The organism is Actinospica acidithermotolerans, from assembly GCF_018139625.1.
GTDB lineage: Bacteria > Actinomycetota > Actinomycetes > Streptomycetales > Catenulisporaceae > Actinospica > Actinospica acidithermotolerans.
Genome location: NZ_JAGSOH010000077.1, coordinates 25,747 through 36,725 on the forward strand (window position 1 = coordinate 25,747; position 10,979 = coordinate 36,725).

Consider the following 10,979-nt stretch of genomic DNA (forward strand, 5'->3'; position numbering starts at 1 on the left):
TCATAAATCAAATGGACTTACGTAACTGACCAGCGATCGCTCCACCCGTCACACCGTCGTCACGGACCAGGAGATCCCATGCAAGGACGCAGAAAGATCGTCACGGCAGCCGGCGCGCTGCTGCTCGGGGCCGCGAGCGTGAGCGGCTGCACGCTCTCCTCGGGCTCCGCGTCGTCGAGCTCGAAGACGATCACCGTGGCCTATCAGGAGTTCGGCTCGTTCATCCAGCTCAACGCGGAGATGCAGACCCTCAAGAAGCAGTACGAGGCGGCGCACCCCGGCACCACGGTCAAGCTCGAGCCGATCCAGGCCTCGGAGAACGACTACTACACCAAGCTCACCCTGATGAACCGCTCGGCGTCGACGGCGCCGGACGTGATGTACGAGGACACCTTCCTGATCAACTCGGACATCCAGGCCGGCTACCTCGCGCCGCTCGACTCGTACCTGTCGAAGTGGTCGGACTGGAGCGAGTTCACCGCCACCGCGAAGAGCGCGGCGGTCGGCCAGGACGGCAAGACCTACGGCGTGCCGATGGGCACCGACACCCGCGCGCTCTACTACAACAAGACGCTGTTCAAGCAGGCCGGCATCGCCGTGCCCTGGCAGCCGAAGACCTGGGCCGACGTGCTGTCGGCGGCCGAGACGATCAAGGCCAAGCTGCCCGGCGTGACGCCGCTGAACGTCTACTCCGGCAAGGGCGCCGGCGAGGGCGCGACGATGCAGGGCCTGGAGATGCTGCTCTACGGCACCGGCGACCAGCTCTACGATTCGGCCACCAAGAAGTGGACGCCCTCGACGCCCGGCATGCTCGCGTCGCTGAACTTCGTCAAGCAGATCTACACCACCGGCCTTGCCCCGGACGTGCAGGACGCGCTGAACCCGAACTTCGGCACCACGATCTCGACCGAGCTGATCCCGCAGGGCAAGCTCGCCATCGACCTCGACGGCTCCTGGCTGCCGAGCACCTGGACCTCGACCGGGGCCAAGCCGTGGTCCGCGTGGTCGAGCACGATGGGGGTGGCCGCGATGCCCACCCAGAACGGCCAGGCGCCCGGCACGACGAGCATGTCCGGCGGCTGGGTGCTCTCCGTCGGATCGCACGCCCCGGACAAGCAGGCCGCCTTCGACTTCGTGTCGCTGGCCGAGAACAAGGCCAACGCGCTGAACTACGACATCACCGCGGGCCAGATCGCCGAGCGGACCGACGTCGCCGCGGACCCCTCGTACCTCTCGACGAACCCGACGACGGAGTTCTTCACGAACCTGGTGAAGGTGACGCACTTCCGGCCCACCTACCCGGTCTATCCGCAGATCTCGGACCAGATCCAGGTCGCGATGGAGTCGGTGATGACCGGGCAGTCCTCGCCGTCCTCCGCGATGTCCACGCTCGCCACGCAGGTGAGCGGGATAGCCGGCTCGTCGAACGTGGCCGCCGGCTGATGACCGTCGCGACCCAGTCGCCGCGCACGGCGCGCCTCCCCCTGAACAAGGGGGGTGCGCGCCGCCCGCGCCGCGTGCGCCGTCTGCTCGGCCGCCTGCTGCCGCTCGGCCCGGCGCTGCTGCTGCTCGCCGTCTTCTTCGCCGGGCCGCTCATCTGGAGCGTCTACACCGCGTTCACCGACATGGCGCTGTCCGGCGCGGCCACCACCGAGTTCACCGGCCTGGAGAACTTCCGCCGGATGTTCGCCGACCCGGTGTTCGTCAAGTCGCTGGAACTGACCGTGATCTTCGTGATCGGGTCCGCGGTGATCGGGCAGAACCTGCTCGGCATGCTGCTCGCGCTCATCCTGCGCGGGCGCGGCGGAGCCGTGCGCACGATCGTCAACGGCGTCGTGATCGGCGCCTGGGTGGTGCCGGAGGTGGTCGCCGGATTCGCCTGGTACGCCTTCCTGTACAAGACCGGCACACTGAACGCGATCCTCGGCCATTTCGGCCTCTCCCAGGACTGGCTCTACACGATGCCGATGCTCGCGGTGATCCTCGCGAACACCTGGCGCGGCACGGCGTTCTCCATGCTGGTCTACTCGGCCGCGCTCTCGGACGTGCCGCCGGAACTGCTGGAGGCGGCGGCCGTGGACGGCGCGTCCTCGTGGAAGCGGCTGCGCTACGTCACGCTGCCGCTGATCCGCCGCTCGATCGTCAGTAACCTGATGCTGATCACGCTGCAGACGCTCGCCAGCTTCGGCCTCATCTACGTGATGACCGGCGGCGGCCCGGGCAACGCCAGCTCGACCACGCCGCTGTACATGTACCAGGAGGCCTTCCAGTTCTACCAGCTGGGCTACGGCACCGCGATGGCGCTCGTCCTGCTCGTGCTCGGCGCCCTGTTCTCGCTGATCTACCTGCGCCTGATCAAACTGGAGGACTCGTGAGCGAGCTTGCGGGCGAACAATCGAGCACGGCGCTCGCGCGAATGCGCACCGAGCGCCGGCGAGGTGGTCGACGGGGCGCTGCGAGCGGGATCACGTCCCCGAAGAAGGGCCCCGCGGCACTCGCGTCGTACGCGGTGATCCTGGTCCTCTTCCTGGCCTTCCTGCTGCCGTTCGCCTGGCTGATCCTGTCCTCGATCGAGACCGGATCCGGCCTGAACGCGTCGCCGACCTGGCACTTCACGCTGGCGAACTTCAAGGCGATCATGAACGTCGCCACCGTCTACCAGCCGATGCTCAATTCCCTGATCCTCTCGGCCGGCACCGCGGCCCTGACGGTGGTCTGCTCGGCGCTGGCGGCCTATCCGCTCTCGCGCTTCCACATGCGCTTCGGCCGTTCGTTCCTCTACACGATCCTGTTCGCGACCGGGCTGCCGATCACGGCGGTGATGGTGCCGGTCTACTCGCTCTACGCGCGCTTCAACCTCGTGGACTCGGAGCCCGCGACCGTGCTGTTCATGACGGCCAGCTCGCTGCCGTTCGCCATCTGGATGACGAAGAACTTCATGGACGGCGTGCCGGTCTCGCTGGAGGAGGCCGCGTGGACCGACGGCGCGAACTGGCTTCAGTCGCTGTGGAGCGTCGTGCTTCCGCTGATGGCGCCCGGCATCGTCGTCGTGTTCATCTTCACCTTCGTGATGCAGTGGGGGAACTTCTTCGTCCCGTTCATCCTGCTGCTCACGCCGGACAAGCAGCCGGCCTCGGTGACGATCTACACCTTCTTCTCCCAGTACGGCGAGGTCGCGTACGGGCAGCTCGCGGCGTTCTCGATCATCTACACGGCGCCGGTCATCGCGCTCTACGGCGTTCTGTCCAAGTTCCTCGGCGGCGCGTTCAACCTGACGGGGGCGGTCAAGGGCTGAATCGGCTTTACCCCCGCCTTACGCGCAAGCTGATTCCATTGAGCTATGTCGGGGTATCTTCGCACGCTCATCGCGTTGGCCTGCGCGGCGCTCGTATGCGGCATCGTCGTCGGCTGCAAGGCGGAGCAGGCTGCTTCGAGCTCGACGACGACCGCGGGCACGGCGCCGATCCCGGTCGGGTCCACCGGCTACTCGCTGCGGATCGGCGGGCTGACGCGGACGTACCACGTGTACCGGCCCGCCGGAGTCGCGTCGGCGGCGCCGCTCGTCGTGTTCCTGCACGGCGGCTTCGGCAGCGGCGAACAGGCGGAGCAGTACTACGGCTGGGACGCCGAGGCGGATGCGCACGGCTTCTTCGTCGCGTATCCGGACGGGTACGACCGCGCGTGGAACGTCGGCGGCGGCTGCTGCGGCCAACCGGCGTCGCGCGACATCGACGACGTGGCGTTCATCAGCGCGATGGTGACGCAGATCGAGCGCGGAGCGCCGGTGGACGCCCGGCGCGTGTTCGCGACCGGGATCTCCAACGGCGGGATGATGGACTACCGGCTGGCGTGCTCGACGACGATCTTCGCGGCGATCGGGCCGGACTCGGCCACCGAGCTCGGCGCGTGCGCCGACCCCGCGCGGATCTCCGTCATCCACATCCACGGCACGGCCGATCACAACATCCCGTACGACGGCGGGCCCGGCGACGGGTACGCGCACATCGACGGGCCCGCGGTGCCGAGCGTCATCGCGACCTGGCGCCAGGTGGACGGCTGCGCGGCACCGAGCAGCACGATCAGCGGCGCGGTGACCACCTCTGTCGCGCACTGCCCGGACGGGCGCGGCGTCACCCTGATCACGATCGCGGGGGCCGGGCATCAGTGGCCGGGCAGTCCCGACCGGCCGCTCATCCAGAAGGCACTCGGCCTCGACACGCCGTCGACCGCGCTCGACGCCACCGTCGTCATCTGGTCGTTCTTCGCCGGGCAGCCCTGAACCGCCCGGGTTAGCCTGGCCCCATGCGCGCAGTCACGTACGACTCCTATGCCCCGGACAACTCGAAGCTGCGGGTCGGCGAGGTCGCGGACCCGAAGGTCGGCCCCGGCCAGGTGCTGATCCAGGTCAAGGCGGCCTCCGTCAACCCGGTCGACTGGAAGGTGATGGCCGGGGGCCTCGACGGGATGATGGACGCCGTCTTCCCGGTCATTCCGGGCTGGGACGTGGCCGGCGTCGTCACCCGGACGGGCCCGGACACGCCGGAATTCGCCGAGGGCGACGAGGTCATCTCGTACGCGCGCAAGGACGTCGTCGGCGCGGGCACCTTCGCCGAGTACGTCGCCGTCGCGGCGCCGCACGTCGCGCGTAAGCCGAGCGGCCTGGACTGGCCGCAGGCCGGCGGCCTGCCGCTGGCCGGGCTGACCGCGCTGCGCTGCCTCGAACGGCTCGAGGTGGGGGTCGCCGACGTGCTGCTCGTGCACGGCGCGGCCGGCGGCGTCGGCAGCCTCGCGGTGCAGCTCGCGGTGGCGCGCGGGGCACGCGTGATCGGCACCGCCTCCGAACGCAACCACGCGTTCGTCCACGCGCTCGGCGGCGAGCCTGTGACGTACGGCGACGGCGTCGTCGACCGGATCAAGAGTCTGAGCCCGGTCGGGGTGACCGCCGTCGCCGACTTCGTCGGCGGGCAGCTGGAGACGACCCTCGCCGTGCTCTCCCTCGGCGGCCGGCACGTCTCGGTCGCCGATCCGACCGTGGAGCAGCACGGCGGAGCGTGGGTGTGGGTGCGCCCGGACGGCGCCAAGCTGGCCGAGCTCGCCGAGACGGCCGACGCGGGCAGGCTGACCGTCGAGGTCGCGCAGACCTTCCCGCTGGACAAGGTGGGCGACGCCTTCGACGCCAGCCGGGGCGGCCACACCCGCGGCAAGCTCGTCATCGTGCCCTGAGGACCCTGCCGGGTCTCAGACCTCTTCCGTGCGGTTCACCGCGATCCGGATCGCGTCCTCGGTGATCCGGAAGTGGTCGCGGGCGATGTGCGCCGCCGTGTCCGGCTCCCCGCCGAGGACGGCGGCCGCGAGCGCACGGTGATGCGGCAGCGCGCGCTCGCGCAGCTCGGGGCTGAAGGGCTCGTGGCTGATCCCCAGGCTGACCTGCGCCAGCAGCTGCCTGCTGAGGGCGGCGAGGGACGCGTTGTGGGTGGCGGCGGCGATGCTGCGGTGGAATTCCACGTCCGCGGCGCGGGCCGCGGCGGAGTCGTGCGCGTGCTCGTAGCGCTGCAGCGCCGCGCCGATGGCGGCGTCGTCGGCCGTGGAGTGCCGCTCGGCCGCGGTGCGCGCGATCAGGGACTCGACCAGCCTGCGCAGATCGAAGAGCTCTTCCATCCGGCCCCACTCCTCCCCCAGCAGCGACTGCACGGCGCCGGCCGTGCGCATCCCCCAGTCCGTGCGCACGAACGAGCCGCCCGAGCGGCCGCGCCTGGCCTCGACGTAGCCGGCCTCGCGCAGGTCGGCCAGCGCGGCGCGCACGGTCACCCGGCTGACCTCGAGCATCGCGGCCAGCTCGCGCTCGGCGGGCAGCCGCTCGCCGGGACTGTAGTCGCCCACCGCGATGGCCGCGATGAGCCGGTCGGCCACGGCCCGCGCCGCGGTCACCGGGGAAACGGCGCCCACCCCCGTCACCGACGTCGCCCGAGGCGGGTCTGATGAGGTCATCGCTGCGGTTCCTCCGAAGGTATTCATGTGTGGGTGGCCGGCCCGTTGGGTGCGAGCCGGTGAACGCGAGTTGAAAAGTGGTCAAATCGGACGAGTAGTCCGCCAACCCTCGGTTCCACCGTAGATCCTCGCATCCCGAGGCCGTCCGCGATGCCCACCCACGTATGCATCTGGATCACGGACCCGGTCGAAGGAGTGTGCGCGACGCCTGATTCAGTCCTTCACCGATCCCGCCGTGATCCCGGCCGCCACGTACTTCTGCGCGATGACGAGCAGCACGGTCGCCGGGATCGAGGCGACCACCGCCGTCGCCATGATGGCGTTCCACTGCTGGTCGTTGTTGCCGATGTAGTGGTAGATCCCCAGCGTGATGGGCTGGTTCCCGCCGCCGGAGTCGAGTGTCGAGGCGAAGACGAAGTCCGACCAGGCCCACAGGAACGCGAACAGGGACACCGTGACGACGGCGTTCCGGCTGACCGGCAGGACGATCGACCAGAAGGTCCGGAAGCGTCCGGCGCCGTCGGTGACCGCCGCCTGGAGCAGTTCCTCGGGGATGGCGGACATGAACGCGGTGAAGATGAGCACGGCGAAGGGCACCGCGATCGTCGAGTCCGCGACCACGAGGCCGGGGATCGTGTTGATCCAGCCGGTCGAGAGCAGGATCGCGTAGAAGCCCATCGCCATGATGATGCCCGGGATCATCTGCGCGACGAGGAGCGCGAAGCTCAGGATCCCGCCGCCTTTCGGGCGAAGCTTCGCCAGGGCGTAGCCGGCCGGGGCCGACACGACGAGCGTGAGCGCGACCGTGAGCAGGCCGATCAGCAGGCTGTTGCTCAGGTACGGGAGCTGCTGGCTCAGCACGGCCCGGTACCCGGCGAGCGTGCCGCCGATCGGGATCAGGTTGGGCGGGTTCTTGCGCAGGTTCGCGTCCGTGGTGAAGGACGCGTTGACCATCCAGTACACCGGAAAGAGCATCAGGGCCGTGAGCACGACGCCGACGACGGTCTTCCCGCGCCTCTTCAGGGCCTTGTTCATGCCGCCTGCCTCCGCTGCACCCGGATGTAGACGAGCCCTGCGATCAGGGCCATGACGACGAGCAGGTTGCCCACCGCGGCGCCCGGCCCGAACTCGGGCAGCAGGTTGCCGAAGCCGAGCCGGTAGGACCAGGTGGCGAACGTGGTCGACGCGTCGACCGGGCCGCCCTTCGTCATGATCCAGATGATGTCGAACACCTTGAGCGTGTAGACCATCCCGAGCATCAGCGTGATCGCCGAGACCGGCCGCAGCAGCGGGAAGGTGATGCGCCGGAACTTCGTCCACGGACCGGCTCCGTCGATCGCCGCCGCCTCGCTCAGCGTGGCCGGGATCGCCTGAATGCCGCTGTAGAGCAGGACCAGGTTGAACGGGATGCCGATCCAGATGTTCGCGATGATCACCGAGGCCAGCGACCAGCTCGGCGAGGTCAGCCAGTTCACCGGCCCGATCCCGAGGAAGTGCAGGCCGTAGTTCACCACGCCCGAGCCGCTGTCCAGCATCCACGACCAGGTCGACGCGGACACGATCAGCGGCAGCAGCCAGGGCACCAGGAACAGTGCGCGCAGGATCGGCGAGAGCGGGAAGTGCTGTGCGAAGAACACCGCCAGCGCCATCCCGATCGTGAACTGGAACAGCAGGCTGATGAACGTGAACAGCAGGGTGTTGACCAGTGCCTTCACGAACGTCGGGTCGTGGATCACCGCGGTGTAGTTGGCGAATCCGGTGAACGGCGCGCCGCCGTGCACGAAGGAGTAGACGGTGTAGTCGCGCAGGCTCAGGTCGAGGTTGCGGTAGAGCGGATAGGCGTAGAAGGCCAGCAGGTAGACCGTCAGCGGCGTGAGGAACGCCCACGCCGCCAGTTGGGACGACCGGTTGCGCGAGCGCCGGGCACGGCCGGAGGCCGGGGCGTCGTTCGCCGCCCCGGCCCGGCCGCGCACAGACCGATCGAGAGTCTGTGAGCCGTTGTTCATGATTGATCAGCCAATCGCGTTCTGCGCCGCGGACTGCGCGGTGTTCAGCGCCGACTGCGGGCTCGCCGAACCGCTCAGCGCGGACTGGACGGCCGTCCACAGCTGCTCGCTGATCTTCGGGTACTTCGTGCCGAGGTTGTCGCTCGTGCGGCCCTTCGCCGTCTGCACGGCGGTGATCCACGGCTTGAGCGCGGCCGTCGTGTTCCCCTGCTGCGTCTGCACGGCGCTGGTCGCGCCGATGTAGGAGAGCGCGGTGTCCGTCGTGTAGGCGTTGTCCGAGCTGGTCAGGCAGGCGACGAGCTTTTCAGTGGTCGCATACCGCGAGGTGTTCGACTGCACCGGGACGGTGACGAACTCGCCGCCGGTCGGGGTCGGCGCGTTGCCGCCGTTCTGCGCCGGGATGTCGATGATCCCGAAGGGGAAGCTGCCCTTCTCGGCCGCCGAAAGCTCCCAGGTCCCGTTCTCGCTGAACGCCGTGTTCCCGGCCGCGAACTCGTTCCAGTTGTCCGGCTGCGTGTCGTTGAGCACGGAGTTCGGCGCGTAGCCGTCCTTGATCCAGGTGGTCCACAGGCTCAGCGCCGCGACCGCCTGGGAGGAGGAGAGCGACGTCAGGTTCGCGCCGGCGCCCCAGAACCAGGGCTCGAACTGGAAGCTGCCCTCCTCGGTGCCGATCGCGGAGAAGGTGATGCCGGTCTTGCCGATCGCCTTGACCTTGGCCAGCGCCGCGGTGAGCGTGGCCCAGTTCGTGATCGACGCAGGGTCGACGCCGGCCTTCTGCAGGATGGTCTTGTTGTAGTAGAGCGCGAGCGTGTTCGCGCCGATCGGTATGCCGTAGGTGCTGCCGTTGATCTGCCCCGCGGCCAGGATGTTCGACTCGACCGCCGAGGTGTCGATGTGCGTCTGAGCGGTCGTGGTCAGCACTCCGGCGGAGGCGAGCGTGGAGACGACGGGGTTGTCCACGATCAGCACGTCCGGCGAGACGCCCTGCTGCGCGGCCAGCAACTCCTTGCTGGTCAGCGCCGTCGTGTCGTACGCCGTGCGCTTCACCGTGACGCCGGCCTCGGTGCCGCACTTCGTGAGCAGCTGCACCCACGCGGAGCCGCTGTCGAGCTGGGGGTACGGGTCCCAGATCGTGTAGGTGCCGCCCGCGGCCGAGGAGCCGCTCGAGCCGGTCGACGTTGCACTGGTCGAGCAGGCCGCGGCGGACGCGGTCAGCGCGAGGGCCGCGAGGCCGGCGCCGAGGGCGCGGCGGAAGGAGTCGGTGTGCACGGGATCTGCCTCTCTCTTCGTTGAGCGGGGACGACGGGGTGGTGATTGTGAGCGCTAACAGCAGCTGGCTGACATCGACGGGAATCAGGATGGAGCGGGCCCGGTGCTCGCGGCCGTGGCGGAGGCGAAGCCGTCGAGCCCGAGGCCGAGGCTGCCGGTCCGTCCGTTCGCCAGCGCCCGCGCGGTCGCGTTCGGCCGGTAGTCGAGCTCGTCGGTGACCTGCCGCACCCGCGCCCTGGTCTGCGCGCAGACCGGCCGGTTTCCGCTCAGCACGTAGGAGACCGTGCTGAGCGAGACCCCGGCCCTGCGGGCGACCTCGGCGGTGTTCATCGCGTCCCCTCCTCACCGTTTCGTGACGTGCTGGATACGGCTGGACCCTGACCTGCGGAAGCGGTGCCCGGCTCGCCTTCGAACCGGTTCGATGGAGGCTAGAACCGGTCCGGCGGCGCGTCAACATCCGCGCTGTTCCGTGGAGCCGGAATGTGGGCCGGAGCCCGAGAAAGCAAACGTTTGCCTTTGGCAGGCTAGGACGGGATTCCCAGCGTGTCAAGGAAAGTCGTGCGGTACATTGAAGGCCGCATGCGCATGGGGAAACGGAAGGAAACCACGATGTCCGAAACTCCGCCGGCCCGGGTCACCCTCGCCGAGGTGGCGGCGAGCGCCGGCGTCTCGGTCGGCACCGCGTCCAAGGCCCTCAACGACCGCGGCTCGATGCGCGAGGAGACCAGGGCGCGGGTGCGGGCGGCGGCGGAGCGGCTGGGCTTCCAGATCGACGCCGTGGCCCGCAGCCTGCAGACCGGCCGCAGCTACACCGTCGGCATGATCACCACCGACAGCATCGGCCGCTTCTCCATCCCCGTCATGCTCGGGGTCGAGGACACCCTCGGCGCCGGCCAGATGTCCGTGCTGCTCTGCGACGCCCGCGACGACCGCATCCGCGAGCAGTACTACCTCAAGACCCTGCTGAGCCGGCGGGTCGACGGCATCATCGTCACCGGCCGCCGCACCGACCCCCGGCCGCCGCTCGCGCAGCGCCCCCCGGTCCCGGTCGTCTACGCCTTCATGCAGTCCGCGGACCCCGAGGACTGCTCGGTCGTCCCCGACGAGGCCGACGGCGCCCGCCGCGCCGTCACCCACCTCCTCGACATCGGCCGCCGCCGCGTCGCCCTGGTCGCCGGCCCCGAACGCCACCACTCCGCACGCACGCGCATGACCAGCGCGCTGGACACGCTGCAGGACGCGGGTTCGCCGGGCACGGCCGGCGGCGACGTCCCCGAGCCCCTCTACGGCGAGTGGAGCGAAGCCTGGGGCCGCCAGGCGGCGAGAATCCTGCTGCGCCGCGACCCCGACCTGGACGCCGTCTTCTGCGCGAGCGACCAGATCGCCCGAGGCCTCGTCGACGCGATGCGCGAGGCCGGCAAGCGCGTCCCCCGCGACGTGGCCGTGGTCGGCTTCGACGACTGGGACGTCATGACCGCCGCCTCCCGCCCGCCCCTCACCAGCGTGGACATGGACCTGGAAGGCCTGGGCCGGCAGGCGGCGGAACTGCTCCTGTCCGCCATCGACGGCCACCCCCGCTCCGGTGTCCACCTGCACCCCTGCCGCCTGACCATCCGCGCCTCCACCGCCGCCGACGACCTGGACTGACCCGCACAGCTCCCTCCTGCTACGGCCGGGTCCACTCCGCGTCCGACGTCCGGGTCCTGTCTCTTATAC

The 10,979-nt window shown here is 69.6% G+C and carries 10 protein-coding genes and 1 pseudogene; 6 read left to right on the forward strand and 5 right to left on the reverse strand.

Translation table 11 applies throughout. The annotated features are described in order from the left end of the window. Positions 1-78 precede the first annotated feature (78 nt). The 5 genes from KDK95_RS22955 to KDK95_RS22975 are packed head-to-tail and all read left to right on the forward strand — an operon-like array spanning position 79 to position 5,223. Positions 79-1,443, forward strand: coding sequence for an extracellular solute-binding protein (locus KDK95_RS22955; RefSeq protein WP_212520324.1), 1,365 nt, complete (start codon positions 79-81; stop codon positions 1,441-1,443). After that, complete coding sequence (locus tag KDK95_RS22960; RefSeq protein WP_212520325.1) at positions 1,443-2,375, forward strand: carbohydrate ABC transporter permease; 933 nt, start codon at positions 1,443-1,445, stop codon at positions 2,373-2,375. The genes KDK95_RS22955 and KDK95_RS22960 overlap by 1 nt, the downstream gene beginning before the upstream one ends. A 41-nt stretch (positions 2,376-2,416) precedes the next feature. Then, positions 2,417-3,295 (forward strand): carbohydrate ABC transporter permease, encoded by an 879-nt coding sequence (locus KDK95_RS22965; RefSeq protein WP_212520335.1) that lies wholly within the window; start codon positions 2,417-2,419, stop codon positions 3,293-3,295. Positions 3,296-3,340: 45 nt separating this feature from the next. Then, complete coding sequence (locus KDK95_RS22970; RefSeq protein ID WP_212520326.1) at positions 3,341-4,279, forward strand: extracellular catalytic domain type 1 short-chain-length polyhydroxyalkanoate depolymerase; 939 nt, start codon at positions 3,341-3,343, stop codon at positions 4,277-4,279. A gap of 23 nt (positions 4,280-4,302) precedes the next feature. Beyond that, positions 4,303-5,223 carry an NADP-dependent oxidoreductase gene (locus tag KDK95_RS22975; RefSeq protein WP_212520327.1) on the forward strand — a complete coding sequence of 307 codons (921 nt, stop codon included), beginning with the start codon at positions 4,303-4,305 and terminating at the stop codon, positions 5,221-5,223. Positions 5,224-5,238: 15 nt separating this feature from the next. On the opposite strand, the gene KDK95_RS22980 is transcribed toward KDK95_RS22975, so the two are convergent. From KDK95_RS22980 to KDK95_RS23000, 5 genes and pseudogenes are all read right to left on the reverse strand, one after another. Then, the gene (locus KDK95_RS22980; protein WP_249161735.1) at positions 5,239-5,988 is read right to left on the reverse strand and encodes a FadR/GntR family transcriptional regulator; all 750 of its coding nucleotides are present in this window, start codon (positions 5,986-5,988) and stop codon (positions 5,239-5,241) included. Positions 5,989-6,201: 213 nt separating this feature from the next. After that, positions 6,202-7,023, reverse strand: a complete 822-nt coding sequence (locus tag KDK95_RS22985; protein ID WP_212520329.1) for a carbohydrate ABC transporter permease — start codon at positions 7,021-7,023, stop codon at positions 6,202-6,204. Then, positions 7,020-7,994, reverse strand: coding sequence for a carbohydrate ABC transporter permease (locus KDK95_RS22990; protein WP_212520330.1), 975 nt, complete (start codon positions 7,992-7,994; stop codon positions 7,020-7,022). The genes KDK95_RS22985 and KDK95_RS22990 overlap by 4 nt, the downstream gene beginning before the upstream one ends. Positions 7,995-8,000: 6 nt before the next feature. After that, entirely contained in the window at positions 8,001-9,263 is a 1,263-nt protein-coding gene (locus KDK95_RS22995) for a sugar ABC transporter substrate-binding protein (protein WP_212520331.1), read from the reverse strand. 141 nt (positions 9,264-9,404) lie between these two features. Continuing rightward, positions 9,405-9,593 (reverse strand): annotated as a pseudogene (locus tag KDK95_RS23000) (LacI family DNA-binding transcriptional regulator); the annotation flags it as partial. A gap of 279 nt (positions 9,594-9,872) precedes the next feature. Here KDK95_RS23000 and KDK95_RS23005 point away from each other — a divergent pair. Then, positions 9,873-10,910 (forward strand): LacI family DNA-binding transcriptional regulator, encoded by a 1,038-nt coding sequence (locus tag KDK95_RS23005; RefSeq protein ID WP_212520333.1) that lies wholly within the window; start codon positions 9,873-9,875, stop codon positions 10,908-10,910. Positions 10,911-10,979 lie beyond the last annotated feature (69 nt).

Bases quoted from the DNA above. Each gene is read 5' to 3' on its own strand.
- KDK95_RS22955 (WP_212520324.1), top strand. From the start codon at position 79: ATGCAAGGACGCAGAAAGATCGTCACGGCAGCCGGCGCGCTGCTGCTC.
- KDK95_RS22960 (WP_212520325.1), top strand. From the start codon at position 1,443: ATGACCGTCGCGACCCAGTCGCCGCGCACGGCGCGCCTCCCCCTGAAC.
- KDK95_RS22965 (WP_212520335.1), top strand. From the start codon at position 2,417: ATGCGCACCGAGCGCCGGCGAGGTGGTCGACGGGGCGCTGCGAGCGGG.
- KDK95_RS22970 (WP_212520326.1), top strand. From the start codon at position 3,341: ATGTCGGGGTATCTTCGCACGCTCATCGCGTTGGCCTGCGCGGCGCTC.
- KDK95_RS22975 (WP_212520327.1), top strand. From the start codon at position 4,303: ATGCGCGCAGTCACGTACGACTCCTATGCCCCGGACAACTCGAAGCTG.
- KDK95_RS22980 (WP_249161735.1), bottom strand. From the start codon at position 5,988: ATGACCTCATCAGACCCGCCTCGGGCGACGTCGGTGACGGGGGTGGGC.
- KDK95_RS22985 (WP_212520329.1), bottom strand. From the start codon at position 7,023: ATGAACAAGGCCCTGAAGAGGCGCGGGAAGACCGTCGTCGGCGTCGTG.
- KDK95_RS22990 (WP_212520330.1), bottom strand. From the start codon at position 7,994: ATGAACAACGGCTCACAGACTCTCGATCGGTCTGTGCGCGGCCGGGCC.
- KDK95_RS23005 (WP_212520333.1), top strand. From the start codon at position 9,873: ATGTCCGAAACTCCGCCGGCCCGGGTCACCCTCGCCGAGGTGGCGGCG.